Origin of the sequence: Mesorhizobium sp. C399B (assembly GCF_030323185.1) — a bacterium.
Taxonomy (GTDB): Bacteria; Pseudomonadota; Alphaproteobacteria; order Rhizobiales; family Rhizobiaceae; genus Mesorhizobium.
In genome coordinates this window covers 6,024,032-6,046,439 of the sequence record NZ_CP100472.1, presented here as the reverse complement: position 1 = coordinate 6,046,439, position 22,408 = coordinate 6,024,032, and the positions used below count along the sequence as shown (strand labels likewise).

Here is a 22,408-nt window from a genome sequence, read left to right as displayed (position 1 = left end):
TCTCCCCGTATAGTGACGGGGAGAAGGGGTCTCGCCGCGACGCTGGCGCTCTTCTTGCGACGCTGATGGTTGGCGAAATCGACGATGACAGCGCCCCTCTCCCCGTCACTATAGGGGGAGAGGATGCCGGCAGGCAGGTGAGGGGCAGCGCTAACGCTCAATCTCGTCATCATCAATTCCCCGCCTGTTGCTGCGGCAAGAGATAGCCGGTCGTCGTACGATCGAGCAGCAGATAGCGTGCGGCGACCGCCTTGATCTCATCGGCGGTGACCTTGCGAATGCGGTCCGGCCATTCCTCGATATCCCTGACGTTGCCGCCGGTGGCGAGCTCGGCGCCGTAGAGATTGGCCATCTCGTCCTGCTTGTCGCGGGCGAAGATCATGGCCCTGATATAGCGGGCCTTGGCCTTCTCCAGCTCATCGGCGGTGACGCCGTCCTTGACGATGCGGGCGATCTCGGCGTCGACGGCCGCCTCGACGTCGCTCAGCTTGGCGTCGCCGCGCGGCGCGCCATAGACGGTGAAATTGGTGGCGTCGAGCATCGTACCCTGGAAGAAGGCGCCGGTCGCCGATGCGATGCCTTGCTTGACCACGAGCTGCTGGTAGAGCCGGCTGCGGCTGCCGCCGCCAAGGATCTCTCCCAGCAGGTCGAGCGCCTCGGCCTCGCCCGGTTTTGCCGTGTGGTAGGACGGAACCACCCATTGCGTCGAAAAGCTCGGCACCGAAACGCGCCCATCGGTGAGCGTCACCGTGCGCTTGGTGTTCTGCTCCGGCTCGACCGGGCGGATGCGCGGGGGCAGGTCGGGACCGCGCGCGACCTTGCCATAGGTTTTTTCGGCCAGTGCCTTCACGACCTCCGGCTCGACATCGCCGGCCACGATCAGCACCGCATTGTTGGGCCGGTAGTATTTGTCATAGAAGGCAACCGCATCGGTGCGGTTCAGCTGCTCCATCTCCTGCATCCAGCCGATCACCGGAATGCGGTAGGGCTGGTTCTGCCAGAGCGTCGCGTCGACCTCTTCGTCGAGCACCGCCTGCGGATTGCTGTCGATGCGCGAGCGGCGCTCTTCCAGGATCACGTCGCGCTCGGTCTTGATGACCTCGTCGGTCAAGATGAGGTTGCGCATGCGATCGGCCTCGAAGCTCATCATCTCACCAAGTGCCGAGGGCGCCACCGTCTCGTGGAAGGCAGTGTAGTCATATGAGGTGAAGGCGTTGTTGGAGCCGCCGATGGCTGATATGGCGCGGTCGAACTCGCCCGCGGCGTGGTTGGTCGTGGCCTTGAACATCAGGTGTTCGAAGAAGTGCGCTATGCCGGACTTGCCTGGGGGCTCGTCGGCGCTGCCGATCTTGTACCACACCATATGGGTGACGATGGGGGCGCGATGATCGGGAATGACCACCACCTCCATGCCATTGTCGAGCAGGAAGTTGGCCACCTTGCCATCATCCGCGGCCAGGGCGGGGCCGGCCATGGTCAGCGCGGTGGCGAGCAAGGCTCTCCGCAGCCATTCAGTATGAAATGTCATTGATGGCTCCGGTTGTTATCGCGCGACGATAGGCAAGGTTAGCCGGGGAGGCAAAGTGAATTGTGCGTCATTTTGAAGGCGCCGATCGCCACACCCTTACGCAAGCTCGATGAACCGGACCACCGTCTCGCCGTAGTTTCGTTCATCAACCACCGAGAATTCCGGCCCAATCTCGAAGGGCGCCGAGGCGGCTTCCTCGATCACGCAGAGCGCGCCGGGCAGCAACCAGCCGCCATCCCTGGCCGAGCGCAGGGCGCGCTCGCCAAGGCCCTTGCCATAGGGCGGATCGGCGAAGACCAGGCCGAATGCCGCAAGCGTACCGGCCTCACCCAGGGCGGTCGCGTCGCGGCGGAAGATCTTGGTGCGGCCGGTAAGGCCAAAAGCCTCGACATTGGTGCGGATCAGGCCGCGCCCTTCGGCCGATTCTTCGATAAAGACGCCATAGGAAGCGCCGCGCGACAGCGCTTCGAGGCCGAGAGCGCCGGTGCCGGCGAAAAGGTCGAGCACACGCGCGCCGTCGAGCTTGTCGGCAAAGCGGTGCGCCAACACGTTGAAGACGGCCTCGCGGGCGCGGTCAGTCGTCGGGCGGATGGCATGGTCGCGCGGCGTCGCCAGCGGACGCCCGCGAAATTGGCCGCCGACGATTCTCATTTATGCCCGGGTCTCATTTAAGGCCGGATCTCATTTAAGTCCCGGCATCATCTGGTCCTCGGGCCCTTGGGACCGTTGCGTGGCCGCTCGCCGCCCCGACCGCCATCCGGACGCTCGCCACCCGGCTTGCCGAACGGCTTGGCTCCGCTCGGCTTGCCATAGGCCGGCTTGCCATAGGACGGCTTGAATGACGCCTTGCGCGCCTTGGCCTCGGCCGCCTTGGCGGCATCGGCTTCCGCCCTGCCCTTGCCGATCGGACGCGCGCCCGGCGCCATCCAGACATTAGCCTTGCGCTGGCCCGGTGGATCGATCGGCCGCTGCTCGCGCTCGGGCTTCTTGCCGCCGCGCGGTTTGTCACCAAAGGCGCCGCGCGGCTTGTCGCCGAAGCCTCCACGGGGCTTGTCGCCAAAATCGCCGCGCGGCTTTTCGCGAAACTCGCTGCGCGGCTTGTCCGAAAACTCGCTGCGCTCGGGTCTCGGGCCGCGTTCGCCAAAGCTCTTTTCCGGCCTCGCGCCCCTTTCGGGACTGGTCGACAGCTTGCCGAGCGCTTCGTCGCGGCTGCCTTCGCGGCGCTTGCGGTTCTTGATCAGACCGCCCTCGCCGATCGGCCGATGGTCACCCTCGCGGGTGACTTTCGGCCGTTCCGGCTCCGCGTCACGCTCTCGCCGCACCGGCTGGTTGGAAAACGGCTTGATGATCTCGGCGTCGAAATTGGCGCCGGATTCCTCGACCAGTCGCTCGCCGAGCTGGTCGCGCAAGACGCGGCCCTTGATCTCCAGCACATGGCCTTCGGCGAGATCGTCGAGCTGGAACGGTCCGTAGGAGATGCGGATCAGCCGCGTCACGTCGAGGCCGAGCGATCCAAGGATGTTCTTCACTTCGCGGTTCTTGCCTTCGCGCAGGCCGATCGTCAGCCAGGCGTTGGTGCCTTGCTCACGGTCGAGCGTCGCTTCGATGGCGCCGTAGAAGACGCCGTCGACGGCGATGCCTTCACGCAGGCCTGCGAGCATGCTTTCCTCGACCTTGCCATGAACGCGCACGCGGTAACGGCGCAGCCAGCCAGTGGCAGGCAGTTCGAGCACGCGCGACAGACCGCCATCATTGGTGAGCAGCAGCAGGCCTTCGGTGTTGATGTCGAGGCGGCCGATGGTCATCAGCCGCGGCAATTCGGCCGGCAGCACGTCGAACACGGTCTTGCGGCCCTCGGGGTCGCGGTTGGTGGTAACGACGCCGGCCGGCTTGTGAAACAGGAACAGGCGGGTGCGCTCGATCGGCGGGATCTCCATGCCGTCGAGATGGATGATGTCGCCCGGCATGACGTTGAAGGCCGGCGAGGTCAAAGCCCGGTTGTTGACCTTGACACGGCCCGCCGCGATCAGGTCTTCGGCGTCGCGGCGCGACGCCAGGCCGGCGCGGGCCAACCGCTTGGCGATACGCTCGCCGGCTTCTTCAGCCTCGGCCGGACGCGGGCGCGGCTTGAAGGCGCCGCCAGATGCTTGCGGCCGGTCACCACCGAAATCGCGCTTGGGGCGATCGCTGAAGTCACGCTTGGGACGATCGCTGAAGTCGCGCTTGGGACGATCTCCGGCGTCTCGCTGCGCGCGATCGCCCAAATCGCGCTTTGGTCGGTCGAAACGCTTTTCGCCTTCGGCAGCCACCGGCCGGTCGCCGCGTGGTGCGTAAGGCTTGCGTGGCCCTTCGCGCTTTTCGAAAGGCTTGCCTTCGGGACGCGGCCCCTTGCTGAACGGCCGATCGCCGCCCTTGAAATCGCGTTTTGGCCGCTCGCCATCGGCCGCAATCGGCCGATCGCCGCGCGGTGCATAAGGCTTGCGCGGCCCCTCGCGCTTCTCATAGGGCTTGCGTTCACCCTCGGCCGCCATAGGGCGATCGCCACGTGGTGCATATGGCTTGCGCGGTCCGTCGCGCTTTTCGTAGGGCTTGCCTTCCGGGCGAGGACCTTTGTTGAATGGCCGGTCGCCACTTTTGAAATCGCGCTTGGGCCGCTCGCCCTCAGCCGCTGCCGGCCGGGCGCCGCGCGGTGAATAGGGTTTCTTGGCCCCGAAGGAGGGTTTGCCGCTTTTGCCGGCGGCGCCATCGCGGCGCGGCCCCGCGGCTCCAGGGCCGCTTTTGCCCGGGCCTTTGTGGCGCGGAGATTTCTTGTCGTTGTCGTCCATGTGGCCTTTGCCTTGTTGCGCTGCTACAGCGTGGCGCATCCTTTCGGACGCGCAAAGGACGCTATAGCACTTTGATTTGGCGCATGATCATTTCCGAAAATCTGTTCCGATATTCGGGTTGACGCGCTCCATAACAGGATCACCGCCAAGTGGCGAGGAGATAATCGGAATGGAAACCGCTTGAAGCGGCCGGATTTCATGGCGCTGGCGCTGAAAGAGGCGCAAGCCGCCGCCTTGCGCGGAGAAGTTCCGGTTGGCGCCGTCATCGCCAGCGGCGACACGGTGGTGGCATCCGCCGGCAACCGCACCCGCGAACTTGCCGATCCGACGGCGCATGCCGAAATGCTGGCCATCCGCGCGGCCTGCCAAACGCTCTCCAGCGAGCGGCTGACCGGCCACGACCTCTATGTGACGCTGGAACCCTGCGCCATGTGCGCCGGCGCCATTTCCTTCGCCAGGCTGCGCCGGCTCTATTTCGGCGCGGCCGACGAGAAGGGCGGCGCGGTGGTCAACGGCGTGCGCTTCTTCGCTTCGCCGACCTGCCACCATACGCCCGACATCTATCCGGGCATGGCCGAGGCCGACGCGGCGCTGCTGCTCAGGGAATTCTTTCGGGAAAGACGCGAAACGTAGAGCCTTCAGCTACCGAAGGCGACGGTTCCTACCAGGAGGGCAGCCAGTCGAAGAGCCCGCCGCTCTTGCCCTTGGCGGCCGCTTCCTTCTTGAGGCGGCGTTCCTTCTTGTATTCATCCTCGCCGAGTTCGCCCTGCGGCGCCGTGTCGGAGGCAGCCCGATAGGCCAGAGGCGGCTCGCTCAGATATCTGCGAGTGTTGGGATCGCCCTGCTTTTGCTCTGCGGTGCGGCGCTGGATCTCGGCGGCGCGGCCCTTGTCTGAATCCTTCGGCGACCAGGCCGGCGGGTGGCTTGAGCCCGAATCCGCCAGCGCCTTCTTCACGGAAGCCGGATCGGTCTGCACGTCGTCGACGATCCCCAACTGATAGGACGGGTCGTCCTGGTGGGCAGTGGCGTCGGCACGCAGGCGGGCGCGGCGCTGCTCGGGCGATTCGGGCCAATCGGTGCTCGCCGTCTCGATGCTTTCCTGAGGCGGCGGCAGCACTTCCTTCTGCCCCGGCGCCGGCTTTACCAGCTCCGGACGCGGCCTGTAGTCGATCTGTTCCTTGTGCTTGGGCGTGATGGCGAAGGCGCCGGAAAGGTCGCCGGCAAGCTGCTCGCCAGCCGTCTTGTCGGTGCCGTAGGTCGGCGAACCCATGCAGCCGGACAGAGCGAGGCCGGACGCGACAAGCGGCGCCAGCAGCGCAACGCGCACGGAAGTTCTGTCGATCATGCCAAAAAGTCCCACTCTAGACAGCCTCTCGATCGTCACCGGCCAAAGGCCCCGGTCCCCATCGTCCACGCTCTTGCGACGGAATTCCGGCGACAATTTGTCTTCCGGAGTTTCGCGTGTTTATCTCAACCACTCGTTAAGGGCAACGCGCGGGCGCTTTTCACCCGCCCGCCGTGGCATTTGTGCACCGGCTTTGAGCACTCACAAACGTCCCAGAGCCTTGAGTTCATGCAGCACGGCGGCATCGCGGGCAGACACGTCGGGGAATTCCACGTCCTGCCCGACATCGGCGGTATAGCGCCACGAACGCGCGCATTTGACCAAGCCGCGGTCCTCGGCCTTTTCGACCACCACCGCGACACCTTTGACATCGTCGAGCGCAAAGGCGCCTTCCGGCGCCTTGCCGTGGGCGATGACGAGATCGCTGGTGATCGCCATTTCGGCCATGTCGACATCGGCGATCGCGGTTTCTAGCGAGGCATCGTCGAGGGTCACAACCGGCACGGCTTCCAGCGAGGCACCGATGACCTTCTGAGCGCGTGCGATCTCGAGCGCGCCGGTGACGACTCGGCGAACCTGCCGCACCTTGCGCCATTTTTCCGCCAGTGCCTCGTTCTTCCAGTCGGCCGGAATCTCGGGGAACTGGTCGAGATGCAGCGAGACAGCATCCGGATGACGGTCGAGCCAGGCTTCTTCCGTGGTGAAGGGCAGCATCGGGGCCAGCCATTTCACCAGGCAGTCGAAGAGGTGGCGCACCACTTGTACCGAGGCCTTGCGCTTCACGCTGGCGGGTCCTTCGCAATAGAGCGCGTCCTTCCTGATGTCGAAATAGAAGGCCGACAGCTCGACCACCATGAAGTCGAGCAAAGTGCGGGTGATGCGTTTGAACTCGAACGCGTCGTAGCCCGAGCGCACGACCTCATCGAGCTCGGCCAGCCGATGCAGCATCAGCCGCTCCAGTTCCGGCATCTTGTCCAGCGGCACCTCCTCGCCATCGTCATGGGCGAGCGTGCCCAGCATCCAGCGGATGGTGTTGCGGAGCTTGCGGTAGGCGTCGATGTTGGTCTGCAGCACGTTCTTGCCGAGACGCTGGTCTTCCCAATAATCCGTCGTCACCACCCATAGCCGCAGAATGTCGGCGCCGGACTGCTTGATGACGTCTTGCGGCACCACGGTGTTGCCGAGCGATTTCGACATCTTTCGCCCCTCCTCATCCATGGTGAAGCCATGGGTGACGACGGTGTCGTAAGGTGCCCTGCCCCTGGTGCCGCAGCTTTCGAGCAGCGAGGAGTGGAACCAGCCGCGATGCTGGTCGGAGCCTTCGAGATAGACGTCGGCCGGCCATTTCAGGTCCGGACGGTCTTCCAGCGTGAAGACATGCGTCGAGCCCGAATCGAACCAGACGTCGAGGATGTCCATCACCTGCTTCCATTTGGAGGCCTCGTGATTGCCGAGGAAACGCTCCTTGGCGTCGGCAGCGAACCAGGCGTCGGCGCCTTCCCTCTCGAATGCGTCCATGATGCGCTGGTTGACGGCTTCGTCCTTCAGCACATTGCCGTTCTCGTCGGCAAAGACGGCGATCGGCACGCCCCAGGCGCGCTGGCGCGACAAGACCCAATCCGGGCGTTCCTCGATCATGGCGCGGATACGGTTCTGGCCGGCCGCCGGCACGAAGCGTGTGTCATCGATCGCCTTCAGCGCACGGCTGCGCAGCGTCGTGCCGTCGCCGAGGTCCTTGTCCATATAGACGAACCATTGCGGCGTGTTGCGGAAGATGATCGGCTTCTTCGACCGCCACGAGTGCGGATAGCTGTGCTTCAGCCGGCCGCGCGCGAACAGTGCGTTGCGCTTGATCAGCTCGTCGATGACCGCCTGGTTGGCATTGCCCTTCTTGCCGTTGTCGTCGATCACGCGCGCCGCCCCGCCTTCGCGATCCGGGCCAAAACCCGGCGCGTCCCTGGTGAAGAAGCCAGCATCATCTACAGTGAAGGGGATGGCAGGGTCGATGCCGCGTGCGCGCAAATCCGATGCCGCATCCATCCAGGCATCAAAGTCCTCGCGGCCATGGCCGGGCGCGGTGTGGACGAAGCCGGTGCCGGCGTCGTCGGTGACATGATCGCCGGCCAGCATCGGCACGGCGAATTCGTAGCCGCCGCCGAGACCTTTGAAGGGATGTGAAAGTGTAAGGCTTCCAAGCTCTTCGACCGAAACGCTGCGAAGCCGATTCAAGGTGACCTTGGCCTTGGCCGAGGAGTCTTCGGCAAGCGCATCTGCAAAGATCAGCTTTTCACCGGGCTGTGGACCGAACGAATTTTCGGCTGCGGTAACTTCATAAAGGCCGTAGCCGATCCGTGACGAATAATTGACGGCACGGTTGCCGGGGATCGTCCACGGGGTTGTCGTCCAGATGACGACGTGGGCGTTGTCCAAAAGTGCAACGCTTTCCGGAACGCGCATGGACGGTGCAGCGTCTGATACAAAGTGCTCAACGCTCCAAAATCCTGACACAACTGGAAACTTCACCCAGATCGTATCCGACTCATAATCCTGGTACTCGATCTCGGCCTCGGCCAACGCGGTGCGCTCGACCACACTCCACATCACGGGCTTGGAGCCACGATAGAGCTGGCCGGACATGGCGAACTTCAACAACTCCCCGGCGATGCGTGACTCCGAATGGAAAGCCATCGTCGTATAGGGGTTCTTGAAGTCGCCGATGACGCCCAGTCGCTGAAACTCCGCGCCCTGCACGGAGATCCAGTTCGCGGCGAACTCGCGGCATTCGTTGCGGAATTCGTTGACCGGCACCTCGTCCTTGTTCTTGCCCTTGGCGCGGTACTGTTCCTCGATCTTCCATTCGATCGGCAGGCCGTGGCAATCCCAGCCCGGCACATAATTGGCGTCATAGCCGCGCATCTGGAACGAGCGGGTGATGACGTCCTTGAGGATCTTGTTCAGCGCATGGCCGATATGGATGTTGCCGTTGGCGTAGGGCGGGCCGTCATGCAGCACGTATTTTTCGCGGCCGGCCGCCTCCTCGCGCAGCTTGCGATAGAGGTCCATGTCCTGCCAGCGCTTGACCAGCAGCGGTTCCTTTTCCGGCAAGCCGGCGCGCATCGGGAAATCCGTCTGCGGCAGGTAAAGCGTCTTGGAATAGTCGATCGTTTCAACAGTGTCGGTCATTGGTCTGCCATATGCATTGCCCGGCGGGCGTAAAAGCTCGGGCGTGAACTATCATGATTGGAAAAGCGCGAGGGGCGCGCAAAACTCCCGGCGGCTCCGGCGGCGCTCAGGCCGCCCGGAACACCGGGCCTGTAATTCGTATCGTCAGCGCGCGAAGGCGTGAAAAGCTCGTCATTGCCGGGCTTTTAGCCGAGAAAGCCGCAGGAATAAAGCGTCTCTTGTTCGATTCACTTACATCGCGAAGTCGAAGCGATAGGTGGTCGAGACGCCGACCGTGAACTGGTTACGGTCGCCGCGCTCCTTGACCAGGCTGGAATCGGCGGCCGGGCCCGTCAGGCGCGCATATTCGCCGAACAGGCTGGCGGTCATCGGATCGGTCACCTTCCAGGTGATGGCGCCACCAAGGCCGGTCGATTTCAGGCCGCCGCCAGGATGGTATTCGCTCAGGCCCGAGGCCGCAGCCTCCTTGGCGTTGACACCATAATAAGAGTCGAAATAGCCCGACGAGGCAAAGGACACGCGTGGTCCGCCCGAAATTCTGACAGTCGGCGTCACGTCGTAGAAAGCATCGGCGGCGATGTCGGCGACAAAGCCATCATGGGCACGAATGCCATGGCGCAGTTCGGCGCGGGCGCGCAGCCAGTCCGTCGGATAGATTTCGAAGAAGCCGCCGACCTCACCGCCCCAGCGCACCGGGTCGAGGCCCTTGAGCTCATCCTTGCTGTCGCGGGAAAACAGGAATTTTCCGGTCAGGCCGGCGCGGACGCCGCCATCGTCGACCAGCGCCAGCGAGATGTTGTCGTTGCGCGAGCTAAAGCGTGCGGCCGGGCCGGCCTTGCCCAGCGAGATGATCGGCGATGCGCTGAGCAGATAGCTGTTGGAGCCCTCGAATTTCGGCGCGACCATGCCGGTGGCGCCAAGCGTCAGGTACCAGTCGCCGGACATCCAGCCGAAGGCACCCTCGCCCGCATTGGCGGTGGACACAGTGAGCAGCGCCGAGGCGAGAAACAGCGGAATCGTCCAGACAATACGCATCATCACCCCATACGCGAAACAAAACGGAGAGAACACCCGGCAGCCAAAGCCATGGCGCCGGTTCGGTAAAATTTGACTTAAAATCTACAGCAGTGGCGGCAACTGCGACCCTGTTTTTTGCGCTGTGGCCCATTTGAACAGGGCGCCGCCGGGCCTGTGGCGAGTTGACAGAAATAGCGAGGTTGCCTAAATTCGCGTTAGTGCAGACTAACATGAACAGATGGACAGCGCTTGGCGACCCGACCAGGCGGACGATCTTCGAACTGCTGGTCGAACAACCCTGTTCGGTCGGGGAATTGGCTCGTGCGCTTCCTGTCACCCGGCCGGCGGTCTCGCAGCACCTGAAGGTGCTCAAGGACGCCGGCCTCGTGGCCAACACACGGCTAGGCAAGCAACGCATCTACCGGGTCGAACCGGAAGGCTTGGCCAGCCTGCGCGCCGAACTCGACCGGTTCTGGAGCAAGACCTTGGCGGCCTACAAAGTGGTCGTCGAACAGCCCTTGAAGGAGCAGGAATGAGCACGCATCAACCGCCCGTGAGGCACTCCATCCTTGTCGAGGCTACGATCGCACATGCCTTCAAGGTCTTCACCGAGGACTTCGGCAGTTTCAAACCCAAAGAGCATAACCTGCTTGCGGTGCCGATCGCGGAGACGATCTTCGAACCCCGCGTTGGCGGTCACGTCTACGACCGCGGTGTGGATGGCAGCGAGTGCCGCTGGGCACGGGTGCTGGCCTACGAGCCGCCGAACCGACTGCTTCTGAGTTGGGATATCAGCCCTCAATGGCAGATCGAGACCAATCCGGACAGGACCAGCGAGTGGGAAGTCCGGTTTACGGCGGAGACGAATAGCCGGACCTGCGTCGAGATCGAGCATCGCAATCTCGAACGTCATGGCGAAGGCTGGGAAGGCGTGCGCTTTGGGATTGACGGTGATCAAGGCTGGCCGCTGTATCTCAGGCGATTCCAAGATCTTTTTGCCAGCAAGGTGACCTGAAGGAGCACAATTATGGAACCCTATTGGCTAAGCATCCTCGGTGTACTGATCCTCTGTCTTTTGTCAGTCGCGCTGGCGGTTTACTCGGGTTCGTCCAAGGGATTTGCCGGAGCGCTTTCCGGTCCGGTGATCCCGGCCGACGACGCCAATCTCCTCTACAGGATCGACCGCGTGCATATGAACTCGGTCGAGGCGCTGGCGCCTTTTGTCGTCCCGGCGGTGCTGGCCATGATGGTTGGCGTTGGGTCGGCCACGTTGGCGACCATTGTCTGGGTTCATGTGGCGATACGCCTGCTTCACCCGGGGGTTTACCTACGCGGCGGCAATGCCGCCAAGGGTGGCAGTGTCAGAACGATCGTCTACGTCTCTGGAGCGATCGTCACGCTTGTCCTCGTCCTTGTGACTGGGTGGGCTGCCATAAATTGACACGTACGCGCGAGCCTCAAGCCACCGACGCTTTGTTTGTTTGCTAGCCGTCGCCATCGGCTGGACGTCCGCTACAGCCGGGGCTAACCTCCCGGCAAGGTGCCAGGCGATTTCGAGGAGATGCAGCCATGACCCTGCACGGTGATACCCTGAAAGATGCGATCGGCCGGACACGGGACAAATGGGGGTGGTTCGTCGCGCTCGGCGTGCTGCTGCTCATCTTCGGCGGCATTGCCTTCGGCAATCTGTTCATCGCCACCGTCGCCTCGGTCTATGTCGTGGGCTGGCTGATGCTGATGGCCGGCATCATCGAGATCGTGCATGCCTTCGGCGTGAAGACCTGGAGTCGCTTCTTCTATTGGCTGCTCAGCGGCCTGCTTTATGCCGTTGCCGGTTTCTTTGCCTTCGACAATCCGCTGCTGGCCTCGACGGTGCTGACCTTGCTGCTGGCGGTGGCGCTGGTCGCTTCAGGCGCGCTCAGGGCCTGGGTCGGCTATAGCCACCGACCGGAAAAGGGCTGGGGCTGGGTCGTCGCGGCGGGCCTGATCAGCGTGCTGGCGGGGCTGACCATCGCCATGGGCTGGCCGGTCAACAGCCTGTGGGTGCTCGGCCTGTTCCTGGCCATCGACCTGATCTTCCAGGGCTGGAGCTTCATCGCTCTCGGACTGGCGTTGAAGAAGTAGGGGCTTGAAGAGGTAAGCGGCCGGAAGGCTCAAAAAGCGATGGCGCCGTCCAGATCCGAAAGCGGCCTGACGCCGGCCAGCAGCGCGCGCGCCTCCGCCTCGTCGCGCTTCATTTGTGCCACCAGCCCATCGAGCCCATCGAACTTCACCTCGGGACGCAAAAAGCCGAAGAGCGATACGTCGCAGATCTCGCCATAGAGATCGCCGGCAAAGTCGAAGACGAAGGTTTCGAGCAGCGGCGCGCCATTGTCGTCGACAGTCGGGCGACGCCCGAAGCTGGCGACACCATCATAGAGCGTGCCGTCGGCGCGGCGAAAGCGGACGGCATAAATCCCTTCCTTCAGAGTCGTTTCCGGCGAAAGCCTCATGTTGGCTGTCGGGAAGCCGAGCGTGCGGCCGAGCTGCTGGCCGCCGATCACTTCGCTTTCGACGGTGAAGCGGTAGCCGAGCAGGCCTGCGGCCTCGGCGACCTCTCCCTCGCAGAGCAGCTCGCGGATACGGCTCGACGACACCACCTCGGCGCCCTCGTCGCGAAAGGCGTCGACCAGGGTGACGCCGAAACCATGGCGCTCGCCTGCCGCCATCAGAAACGCAGGACCGCCCTGCCGGTCCTTGCCGAAGTGAAAATCGAAGCCGGTGACGGCATGGGTGATGCCGAGGTTCGTCTCCAGCACATCGGTCACGAAAGCCTCGGCCGACAGGCCGGCAAAGGCGCGCGTGAACGGCTGTTCGACGAGTGCGGCAAAGCCCAGATGCGACAGCAGCCGCGCCTTCATCGGCGGCGGCGTCAATACGAACAGCGGCATATCGGGCCTGAACACCTTGCGCGGATGCGGCTCGAAGCTCAGCACTAGCGCCGGCACGCCGCGCCGCCCGGCTTCGGCAAGCGCGCGATCGAGCACCGCCTGGTGGCCGCGATGGACGCCGTCGAAATTGCCGATCGCCACCACGCCGCCGCGCAAATGCGGCGGCAGCGGCGCGGTTGCTGAAATGTGTTCGAAAGCTGCGCTCATGCAGCAACCCTACCGCAGTCTCGGAATGACGGCGACCGGCCGGTAGCCGTGCTTTTGCAGAAAGGCTGCAAGCCTGGCGGGGTCCGGCTGCATGGGATCGCCATAGTCGCGCGCGTGAATGCCGCCCGAGACGTAAAGCACGTCGATGCCGTTGTCGGCGGCGCCCTTGACATCGGTCATCATGCCGTCGCCGATGGCCAGCACCTCGGTGCGCGCGACGTCTCGGCCTAGAAGCACGGCAACCTCCCGCAGCGCTACGTCATAGACCGGCGCATAAGGTTTTCCGGCGATCAGCGTGCGGCCGCCAAGCTGGGCATAGTCGCGCGCCAAGGCGCCGGCGCACCAGATCATGCGCTCGCCGCGTTCGACCACGATGTCGGGATTGGCGCAGATGAAAGGCAGGTTCCTGGCGCGCAGCCGGCGCAGCAGATCGGCGTAATCCTCAGGCGTTTCCACCTCGTCGTCGAACAGCCCGGTGCAGACCGCGCCGGAGGCCTCGAACTCCTCGACGAGCTCGACGTCCAGACCGTCATAGAGGGTGAAATCGCGGTCGGCGCCGATATGGAAGATTTTTCGTGGGCCTTCGGCGATAAGGTCGCGGGTCACATCGCCTGAGGTCACGACGCGGTCGTAGGCGGCGGCGGGAACGCCGATCACATTCATCTGCGCCACCACATCGGCATTGCGGCGCGGCGAGTTGGTGATCAGGACGACCGGGACCTTCGCCGCACGCGCGGCGGCAAGCGCTTCGGCAGCCGCCGGAAAATGCCATTCGCCATTGTGGATCACGCCCCAGACATCGCACAGGATGGCCGAGTAGGCGCCCGACAAATCCGCGAGCGAGCCGATGATATCAGGCGAATCCGCCATGCCGTTTACCTGCTGTGACGATCATTGCGAGAGCTGCAGCCGACGGTCCGCCGCAACCGGCCCCGCATTAACCGAAGCGTTTCATCCTGTCACCAGCTTTTCGGCACTTGCCAGGCTGTTGCGCAACGGCTGATCGAAGGTTGCACAGGCAGGAACCACCCTTCTCCGAGCTTCGGTCTATCGAAACAATGTCGCACCGCTGATCACCAGGGCCGAGTGGTTAACGAGCCTTGAAAAGATGGGCCCATGTTGAACGCATTTCAGCAACCTGAAATTTAACGATTTTGTGGGCATCTTCGGACCGATATTGGGGTCCTGGCAGGGGTGCTGAAGGCATGATCCGCAGATTTCTGAACGACAGACGCGGCAACTATGCCTTGATGACAGTGATCACCATGGTGCCCTTGATGGGCGCGCTGGCGCTTGCCATCGACTACACCGATCTCTTGCGCCAAAAGCAGAACATGCTGAACGCGCTGGATGCCGCCGGGATTGCCACGGCACAGCAGATCGTCACCGGGGCGACCGACACGGCAGTCAAGGCCTATGCGAAGGATTTCTTCGAAGCCAATCTCGGCCGCGTCAAAGCAGCCAATACGGCCCTGACGGTGACGCTTCCCAACAACAACGCAGGTGGTGGCACGCTGAAGCTGTGCGCCGAATTGACGTACCACCCCTATTTCCTGCCGGCAGCGGCCATGATGATCGGAAGAACCGCCGCCGACGTCACAACATCGGCATGCTCGGAGATCCGCCTCAAAAACACGCTGGAAGTGTCTCTCGTGCTCGACAATTCCGGCTCTATGAGCACCAACGGCTCCGGCACCGGCCAGCCGCGAATAGATTTGCTCAAGAAGGCCGCGACCGAGCTTGTCAATACAATGGCGCTCCAGGCCGCACAAATGAAGCAGGTGACCAAGCCGGTGCAGTTCTCGCTGGTCCCGTTTTCTGCGTCGGTCAATGTCGGCGCTCCGATCCCCCCGGCTCCATTGCCGACGTGGCTGGACACGACCGGCATTTCCCCGATCCATCATCAGAACTTCGATTGGTCGACGATGACAGCGGCGGCAAATGCCACCAAATGGATCGAAAAAGTAGGCAGCGTTTACTACCAGCGCGGCACGGGCTGGGGCACTGACAAAGACAAGGAGATGACGCGTTTCACCCTCTATCAGGACATGATGGCAACGACCTGTACGAAGAAAAACTCGAACGGCACTTGCAAGACCTCCGTCGTCGCCAAATACGAAGCCTGGAAGGGCTGCGTGGAGGCGAGGCCGTATCCCTATAATGACGACGACACGTCGCCGACCACTGGCACGCCCGCCACCATGTTCGTGCCGATGTTCGCGCCGGACGAAGCTGGCAATTTCTGGACCGACACAACTCGCACCAGCACATCGACGTGGGGTTACGCCAACAATTGGTGGATCGATTATTCCGACACGCTGACTGTCCCCAAACGCCAGGCGGATATGCGCAAGTATTTTCTGACAAAGCCCTGGGACGCAGCAGCCGCTGCGGCCGATGATGGACCCAATTCGGCATGCACGACCGCCGCGATCACGCCGTTGCAGGACATAACCACCACCGATGGCAAGAAAATCCTGACGGATGCCATCAATGCCATGGCCCCGACGGGCAACACCAACGTGCCGGAAGGGCTGGCCTGGGGCTGGCGGACGGTGTCGAGCAACGAGCCTTTTACGCAAGGCCGGCCGAACACCGAAAGAGGCAACGACAAAGTGGTCATCGTCCTGACCGACGGCGCAAACACCTATAGCATCGGCCCCAGCAACGACATGACCAGCAACTACGCCAAGAATGGATCGACCTACGCCGCCTATGGCTACACCGGCCCTAATTTTCCGAAGCCAGTGGAGCCTGCGACCCGCCTGTTCGTCAACACGACCGTCGCCAAGACAACCTATACGGCGACCAACTACACGGCCGCGCTTGACGAGCAGATGCAAACCCTTTGCGCCAATGCGAAGAATTCGAACATTCTCTTGATGACCGTCTCGCTCGACCTTGTTAGTTCCAAGCCGGCGGAAAAGACTGCCATAGATGCGCTCAAGAAATGCTCCTCGGATTCGCGCTTCCGCAAGGATCCGACCGACCCGAGCAAACCGGCGAAGCTGTACTGGAACGCGACCGGCGCCACCTTGTCGCAAAGTTTCAAGGAAATCGCCGACGAACTGTCGAACCTGCGCATCGTCAGCTGATCGGCGCGATCTTTCGAACAAGGCGCTCCGCCTCGGCGGGGCGTTTTGCGTTCGGCAGCTGGCGCATTTGGTTAGCGCCTGGTGAAGCGCTATCCGCGCAATCGAGCAGTTTCCCAAACCCGTCCTTCAACGTTTTGTGAAACTGTGGCGGCATTGAAGAATCCGCAGGCGGGGCCGCTTACATCACATGCGTGAACTCTGGCGCACATTCCGGCGTGACTTCTGGCGTGACCGCCGCGGCAATTACGCTCTGATGACCGTTGTGGCGATGGTGCCACTGATGGGCGGCGTGGCCATGGCCGTCGACTACACCGGCGTGGTCAGCGAGAAGCAGAGGGTGGTCAACGCGCTCGACGCCGCCAACTTCGCCACCGCGCGCCGGCTGGTGGAAGGCGCCACCGACGACCAGTTGCGGGCCTATGCGCTCGACTTCTTCAAGGCAAACCTCAACGACGTCGATCCCGCCGACACGACGCTCAGCGTTACGCTGCCCAGCAGCACGACCGGCGGCGGGATCGTCAAGCTGTGCGCCAGCCTGGTCTACAAGCCCTATTTCCTGCCGGCAGCGGCGATGCTGATCGGCAGGACGTCGGAAAACGTCACCTACTCCGTGTGTTCGCAAGTCCGGCTGAAGAACACGCTGGAAGTGGCCATGGTGCTCGACAATTCGGGGTCGATGTCGAACACGGGCACGGGTGCCGGACAAAAGCGCATCGACCTTCTCAAGCAAGCCGCCAAGCAGCTCGTCGACACGCTTGCCTTGCAGGCCGCGATGATCAAGCAGATCGACAAGCCGGTCCAGTTCAGCCTTGTGCCGTTCGCCGCCTCGGTTAATGTCGGCGCCAGCAACGACAACGCGTCGTGGATCGACGCCTACGGGCTGTCGCCCATCCACAATGAGAATTTCGCCTGGTCCACCCTTAACGCAGCCGACAAATATGCCCAGAAGATCGGCGGCATCTGGTACAAGAAAGGCACTGGCTGGGGTGAGCAGGAGGGGCAGATGCTGACCCGCTTCTCGCTCTACCGCGACATGAAGGTGGTCACCAGCCACGAGCGCATCGTCGGCAGCAAACGCGTGGTCTGCGACAAATATCGCGCCAATCATACATGCTCGGACAGCCACAACGAATACGACTACAACGACACATACGGACCGTTCGCCAGCTGGCAGGGCTGCGTCGAGGTCCGTCCCTACCCCTATAATGTCACCGACGCGCCGGCCTCCGGCGGACCGAACAACACCGGCACCGGCGTCGGCGATCCCGCGACCATGTTCGTGCCGATGTTCGCGCCGGATGAGCCGGGCAATCATTGGTACATAACGCAGGACCCCGACGAGGTGGCTCCCAAGACCTATGGCGCAGCCAACAGCTGGTGGAACGACGATCCGGCGAGCACCACCGGCAAGACGCGCCAGTCCAACATGGCCAAGTATTTTCAGCCACGGCCGATGAACGCGCCGGTGCTGGGGACGGGTGCCGGTCCGAACTACAGCTGCACCACCACGCCGATCACACCCCTGACCGACGTCGCCAACGCCGCCGGGCTGACCAAGATCAAGGCTGCGATCGACCTTATGGCGCCTAACGGCAACACCAATGTGCCGGAAGGCATGGCCTGGGGCTGGCGCACCGTCTCCAGCACGGAGCCTTTCACAGGAGGACGTCCTGAGACGGAGCGCGGCAACGACAAGGTGGTCATCGTGCTCACCGACGGCGAGAACACCTATTCGACGGTGAGTTCCGACCCCGCCGGCAACAAGTCGACCTATGCCGGCTATGGCTATACCGGCGTCGGCTACAACGGCACTGCGGTCACCCGCCTGTTCGGCGGCACGTCGAGCGCCATCGGCCAGCTCAACTATTCGTCGAGCAACTACACCGCCGCGCTCAACGAGCAGATGGCGACGCTGTGCAACAACGCCAAGGCGGCCAACATCATGGTGATGACGGTGGCGCTCGACATGTCGACGACCGACGCCGGCGACAAGAGCGCGATGGAGGCACTGAAGACGTGCTCGTCGGACTCGCGCTTCCGCAAGGATCCGACCGACCCGAGCAAGCCTGCAAAACTGTTCTGGAACGCGACCGGCGCCACGCTGTCCGACAATTTCAAGGAAATCGCCAACGAGCTCTCGAACCTGCGCGTGGTGAGCTGAGGGTTGAAGCTGCTGATCTTCCCCCTTGCGGGGGAAATTGACGGCTTCGCCGCTTTCGACATTTTTCGGCGCTGGCGCAAAGTCTCCGGCCATCATGCTCTTGCGGTGAGTCAAAACGCGTGCTCGGTATCGTCACCGCTTCCCGGAGATTGCCCCGTGCCCGAAACCGCCAACCATCTCGCCTTCGCGCTGGTCTGCCTGGGCATGGTGCTGACGCCCGGGCCGAACATGATCTACCTGATCTCGCGCTCGCTGTCGCAAGGCCCCATGGCCGGGCTGATCTCGCTCGGCGGCGTGGCGGTCGGCTTTCTGTTCTATGTCGTGTCGGCTGCGCTGGGCATCACCGCCCTGCTGCTTGCCGTGCCGTTTGCCTATGACGCACTGCGCATTGCCGGCGCGCTCTATCTGCTATGGCTCGCCTGGCAAGCGGTGCGGCCCGGCGGGCGCTCACCATTCCAGGTGCGCGAACTGCCGAAGGACAGGCCGCGCAAGCTGTTCGCCATGGGTCTAATGACCAATCTCCTCAATCCCAAGGTGGCGGTGCTTTATCTGTCGCTGCTGCCGCAGTTCATCTCGCTGGGCAACGGCCATGTGCTGTCGCAGCTTCTGGTGCTCGGCGCCACGCAGATCTCGATCAGCCTGACCGTCAATGCCATCATCGCGGTAACGGCCGGTTCGATCGCCACCTTTCTTGCCGGACGGCCGCTATGGATGGTCATCCAGCGCTGGATGATGGGCACGGTGCTCGCCGCGCTGGCGCTTAAAATGGCGACCGACGCGCAACGCTGATCGGAGGCAGCGCGCCGAGACTACATCGGCCGCCGACCTTCCCATTCGAATCGATCGGCCGAACCTGCACGGAGGCCAGCGATTGAGATTTTCGCAGCCCTGCCCGGCAAAAGCCATGATCGCCGCTAAGTCAGGCAGGCATGACAATGATCTGCACCACCAATCACCCGCTCGCGCAAACCCGCTCTGGCGCAGCAAGTCCAAAACCAAACAGGCGCCTGCTGCTGATCGGCCTTGCAGCCATGGCCGGCCTCGCTGCTTGCAGCACGGTCTCGGTGCCGACCGGCGAAGGCGCCGGTGTCTCGTCCTCCGCCACCGCGACGCTGGCCGGCATCCGAGCTTCGGCCGGACTGCCGGCGCTGGTGCCGGACGCCCAGCTCGAGCAGGCCGCTCGGCAGCAGGCCGGCTATATGGCCTCACGCGAACGCATGAGCCACACGACGGGCTGGGGAAAGGATTTCGCGTCGCGGATGAAGGACAATGGCGTGCGGGGCGCCGCCGCCGAGAACATCGCCGAGGGCCGCTTCGACCAGCAGAAACTGTTCGACATCTGGATGCATTCGGCTGGCCACCGCCGCAACATGCTCGATCCGGATTTCAGCCGCTTCGGCCTCGCCTATGTACGCGACGGACGCGACAGCGCCATCCGCTACTGGAGCCTGGTGCTCGGAAAATAGCAGCCAGCGGTTACGGCGCGAGCCAGCCGTCAGCCTTTCGCGATCAGCTCGCCGATATCCCCAGCCGACAGGGGTTTGCTGAAATAATTGCCCTGCACCTCGTCACAATTGTTCTTGCGCAGGAAGGCGACCTGGTCTTCCGTTTCGACACCTTCGGCCAGCACCCGAAGGTTCAACTTCTGCCCCAGGGAAATCACGGCGCCAGTGACCGCCTGATCGTTCTCGTCGGTCGCGAGATCGTTGATGAAGGACTTGTCGATCTTCAGCCGCGCCACCGGAAACGTCTTGAGGGCGCTGAGACTGGAATAGCCTGTTCCGAAATCGTCGATCGATATCTGCACGCCGAGCTTTTGCAGTCCGTTCATCGTTGCGACCGCCAGCTCGAAATCCTGCATGATCAGGCTTTCCGTCACTTCGAGCTCGAGATACCTCGCCTCCAGGCCGCTTTCCTTCAATGCGTTGACGACGCGGTCGATCAGGTTCTTCTCCCGGAACTGCCGCGCCGACACGTTGACGCAGACGGTTACGGGCGACAGACCGGCGCGCTGCCAGGCTTTGTTCTGCCGGCAGGCTTCGTGCAGGATCCAGTCGCCGAGCGGCACGATCAGCCCGGTCTCCTCGGCGGTCGGGATGAACATCGCCGGCGAAACCAGGCCTCGCGTCGGGTGGTTCCAGCGCACCAGCGCTTCGAGGGCGAAAACCTGCCCCGATCGCAGATCCACCTGTGGCTGATAATGCAGAGCGAATTCCGACCGGGCGAGCGCGTTTCGCAATTCCTCCTGAAGCAGGAATTTTTCATGTGCCGTTGAGTTGAACTCCGGGGCATAGAACTGGAAATTGTCGCGGCCGAATTCCTTGGCGCGATACATGGCGGCGTCGGCATTGGCCAACAGCGTATCCGGGCTGGTCCCGTCCTTCGGGTAATTTGCGATGCCGATGCTGGCCGTCGTTCTCAGCCGATGCTCTCCGACAAGAACCGGTTCCGCGATCGCATCCCTGATCGTCTGCAGGGTTTCCGAGACCACATCGACATTGGTGGTTTGGTCGAACAGGACGATGACAAATTCGTCGCCGCCAAGCCGCACGACGGTGTCGGTGGCCTTCACGCATCCAACCAAACGGCTGGCGACGGTCTTGAGGAGTTCGTCGCCGGCATTGTGGCCAAACGTATCGTTCACCAGTTTGAAATTGTCGAGATCGATGAACACCACCGTCATCCAGCGATTGTATCGCTGCGCGTAGAGGACCGCCTGGGAAAGCCGATCCTCCAGCAAAGCGCGATTGGGCAGGCCGGTCAGCGCATCATGGTTGGCCATGAAGTGGATCTGGTCTTCCGCCAGTTTGCGCTCGATCGCGATGCCGGCAATGTGTGTGGTGAATTCGATCAGGCGGGTCTCGGCATGGGTGGGTTCGCGCACGGTCATCGAATACATGGCAAAGGCGCCCAACACGACGCCCCGATGCGACAGGATCGGGGTTGACCAGCACGAACGATAGCCATGGGGTGCCGCCAGTTCGCGGTAATCGTCCCAAAGCGGATCCTGCAGAATATCGGTAACAATGACCGGTTCCCGCCGGTAGATGGCGGTTCCGCAGGATCCCACCTTGGGACCGATGGCCGCCCCATCGATGGCGCTCGTATAGGCTTTCGCCAGGCCCGGCGCCGCACCGTGACGCAAATGAATGCCGTCCTTGTCGAGCAGCAGGACGGAACCGAATATCCCCTTCAACTGAGCCTCGACGAAGCGCATGAGGCGGTCGAGCACGTCCTCCAGCGGCGCGCTCGTGGCAATCATTTCGAGGATCTGCGCCTGCCCGCTGCGAAGGACATCCGCCTGCTTGCGGGCGGTGATGTCGTGGGCGATGCCAACCAGGCCGAAGATTTCATTTTGGCGATTGCGCAACGGCACCTTCGTCGACGAAAGCCATTTGCCGTTCCCCGACGCATCGACGACAAACTCTTCCGCGTCGATCATTGGTTGTCCGCTCTTGAGCAGGCGCTGCTCGACCAGGCGAAATTTCCGCGCAACTTCCGGGGGGTGGAGATCAAAATCGGTCAAACCGATCATGTCGCTGGTCTTGTTGCGGCCGCTATCGGTCGCAAGGGCGCTGTTGACCACGACGAAACGGCTTTGCGTATCCTTGACCCAGAGATAATCGGGCACCCAGTCGATCAGCGCCTGCAGCGAAATGCGCTCGTCGACGATCTGCCGATTGGCGAGGAGTTCAGTGATGTCCTCATGCGTGGCGATCCAACTGCCATCGGGCATGGGCTGGTTACGGATCTGGATTGTGCGACCATCGACAAGTTTGGCGGTCCAGAGCCGCGAAGCCTTGCCCGAATTGATCGAGCGAGCCGTTGCGAGATAGGTGTCGGCGGCCGTCGCCGCCGTGCCGGCGGCAACGCGGCGTTCGACGATTTCGCTCAGTGTCACGCCAGGCCGCAATTCCTCGGGCGCAATGCGGTAGATTTCCGCATAGCGCCGGTTGCTCAGGATCAGCCGTTCATCGGCATCGAAAAAGCAGATGCCTTGCGAAATATTCTCGATCGCAGTCTCGAAGCGCAGGGTCTGCCCTTCGAGACCCGCAATGGTCGTGCGAAGTTCTCCCTCGAGCGTATCGTAGGAAACGTCAGCCAGTCTTGCCAATGC

18 protein-coding genes are annotated in these 22,408 nt (G+C 62.8%); 9 read left to right on the top strand and 9 right to left on the bottom strand.

Annotation, left to right across the window (positions count from 1 at the left end; translation table 11 throughout):
• Positions 1 to 172: 172 nt before the first annotated feature.
• The 3 genes from NLY36_RS28890 to NLY36_RS28880 form a co-directional block, all read right to left on the bottom strand.
• A complete protein-coding gene (locus NLY36_RS28890; RefSeq protein ID WP_023715212.1) occupies positions 173 to 1,528 on the bottom strand; it encodes a M16 family metallopeptidase in 1,356 nt (451 codons plus the stop codon).
• 96 nt (positions 1,529 to 1,624) lie between these two features.
• On the bottom strand, positions 1,625 to 2,179 hold the full coding sequence (rsmD, locus tag NLY36_RS28885; protein WP_023697689.1) for a 16S rRNA (guanine(966)-N(2))-methyltransferase RsmD: 555 nt from the start codon (positions 2,177 to 2,179) through the stop codon (positions 1,625 to 1,627).
• Between the two features lie 47 nt (positions 2,180 to 2,226).
• Positions 2,227 to 4,353, bottom strand: a complete 2,127-nt coding sequence (locus NLY36_RS28880) for a pseudouridine synthase (RefSeq protein WP_023697690.1) — start codon at positions 4,351 to 4,353, stop codon at positions 2,227 to 2,229.
• Positions 4,354 to 4,533: 180 nt separating this feature from the next.
• On the opposite strand from NLY36_RS28880, the gene NLY36_RS28875 reads away from it, so the two are divergent.
• Positions 4,534 to 4,986 carry a nucleoside deaminase gene (locus tag NLY36_RS28875; RefSeq protein ID WP_023694762.1) on the top strand — a complete coding sequence of 151 codons (453 nt, stop codon included), beginning with the start codon at positions 4,534 to 4,536 and terminating at the stop codon, positions 4,984 to 4,986.
• A 28-nt stretch (positions 4,987 to 5,014) separates the two neighbouring features.
• Here NLY36_RS28875 and NLY36_RS28870 read toward each other — a convergent pair whose 3' ends face one another.
• The 3 genes from NLY36_RS28870 to NLY36_RS28860 all read right to left on the bottom strand — a co-directional run bounded on the left by NLY36_RS28870 (position 5,015) and on the right by NLY36_RS28860 (position 9,916).
• Positions 5,015 to 5,698, bottom strand: coding sequence for a hypothetical protein (locus NLY36_RS28870; protein ID WP_023736380.1), 684 nt, complete (start codon positions 5,696 to 5,698; stop codon positions 5,015 to 5,017).
• A gap of 201 nt (positions 5,699 to 5,899) precedes the next feature.
• Positions 5,900 to 8,881: an isoleucine--tRNA ligase gene (ileS, locus tag NLY36_RS28865; protein ID WP_023697691.1), complete on the bottom strand. Its 2,982-nt coding sequence runs from the start codon at positions 8,879 to 8,881 to the stop codon at positions 5,900 to 5,902.
• A 231-nt stretch (positions 8,882 to 9,112) separates the two neighbouring features.
• Complete coding sequence (locus tag NLY36_RS28860; protein WP_023734252.1) at positions 9,113 to 9,916, bottom strand: MipA/OmpV family protein; 804 nt, start codon at positions 9,914 to 9,916, stop codon at positions 9,113 to 9,115.
• Positions 9,917 to 10,128: 212 nt separating this feature from the next.
• Here NLY36_RS28860 and NLY36_RS28855 point away from each other — a divergent pair, with 212 nt between their 5' ends.
• The 4 genes from NLY36_RS28855 (at position 10,129) to NLY36_RS28840 (ending at position 12,022) form a co-directional block, all read left to right on the top strand.
• On the top strand, positions 10,129 to 10,434 hold the full coding sequence (locus NLY36_RS28855; RefSeq protein WP_023689559.1) for an ArsR/SmtB family transcription factor: 306 nt from the start codon (positions 10,129 to 10,131) through the stop codon (positions 10,432 to 10,434).
• Positions 10,431 to 10,913 (top strand): SRPBCC family protein, encoded by a 483-nt coding sequence (locus NLY36_RS28850; protein ID WP_023694759.1) that lies wholly within the window; start codon positions 10,431 to 10,433, stop codon positions 10,911 to 10,913. The genes NLY36_RS28855 and NLY36_RS28850 overlap by 4 nt, the downstream gene beginning before the upstream one ends.
• A gap of 12 nt (positions 10,914 to 10,925) precedes the next feature.
• The gene (locus NLY36_RS28845) at positions 10,926 to 11,339 is read left to right on the top strand and encodes an MAPEG family protein (protein ID WP_023736379.1); all 414 of its coding nucleotides are present in this window, start codon (positions 10,926 to 10,928) and stop codon (positions 11,337 to 11,339) included.
• Between the two features lie 128 nt (positions 11,340 to 11,467).
• Entirely contained in the window at positions 11,468 to 12,022 is a 555-nt protein-coding gene (locus NLY36_RS28840; protein ID WP_023671535.1) for an HdeD family acid-resistance protein, read from the top strand.
• Between the two features lie 29 nt (positions 12,023 to 12,051).
• Here NLY36_RS28840 and NLY36_RS28835 read toward each other — a convergent pair whose 3' ends face one another.
• On the bottom strand, positions 12,052 to 13,035 hold the full coding sequence (locus tag NLY36_RS28835) for a bifunctional riboflavin kinase/FAD synthetase (RefSeq protein ID WP_023694758.1): 984 nt from the start codon (positions 13,033 to 13,035) through the stop codon (positions 12,052 to 12,054).
• 9 nt (positions 13,036 to 13,044) lie between these two features.
• Positions 13,045 to 13,905, bottom strand: coding sequence for a TIGR01459 family HAD-type hydrolase (locus NLY36_RS28830; protein ID WP_023736378.1), 861 nt, complete (start codon positions 13,903 to 13,905; stop codon positions 13,045 to 13,047).
• A 335-nt stretch (positions 13,906 to 14,240) separates the two neighbouring features.
• Between NLY36_RS28830 and NLY36_RS28825 the strand changes: the two genes are divergently transcribed.
• The 4 genes from NLY36_RS28825 (at position 14,241) to NLY36_RS28810 (ending at position 19,757) form a co-directional block, all read left to right on the top strand.
• On the top strand, positions 14,241 to 16,130 hold the full coding sequence (locus tag NLY36_RS28825) for a pilus assembly protein (RefSeq protein WP_023697694.1): 1,890 nt from the start codon (positions 14,241 to 14,243) through the stop codon (positions 16,128 to 16,130).
• Between the two features lie 187 nt (positions 16,131 to 16,317).
• The gene (locus NLY36_RS28820; protein WP_023697695.1) at positions 16,318 to 18,291 is read left to right on the top strand and encodes a pilus assembly protein; all 1,974 of its coding nucleotides are present in this window, start codon (positions 16,318 to 16,320) and stop codon (positions 18,289 to 18,291) included.
• A 156-nt stretch (positions 18,292 to 18,447) separates the two neighbouring features.
• Positions 18,448 to 19,080 carry a LysE family translocator gene (locus NLY36_RS28815; protein WP_023697696.1) on the top strand — a complete coding sequence of 211 codons (633 nt, stop codon included), beginning with the start codon at positions 18,448 to 18,450 and terminating at the stop codon, positions 19,078 to 19,080.
• Between the two features lie 146 nt (positions 19,081 to 19,226).
• Positions 19,227 to 19,757, top strand: a complete 531-nt coding sequence (locus NLY36_RS28810) for a CAP domain-containing protein (protein ID WP_023671529.1) — start codon at positions 19,227 to 19,229, stop codon at positions 19,755 to 19,757.
• A 29-nt stretch (positions 19,758 to 19,786) separates the two neighbouring features.
• Here the strand turns inward: NLY36_RS28810 and NLY36_RS28805 are convergent, their stop codons facing one another.
• Positions 19,787 to 22,405 carry an EAL domain-containing protein gene (locus NLY36_RS28805; RefSeq protein WP_286461605.1) on the bottom strand — a complete coding sequence of 873 codons (2,619 nt, stop codon included), beginning with the start codon at positions 22,403 to 22,405 and terminating at the stop codon, positions 19,787 to 19,789.
• Between the last annotated feature and the right edge of the window lie 3 nt (positions 22,406 to 22,408).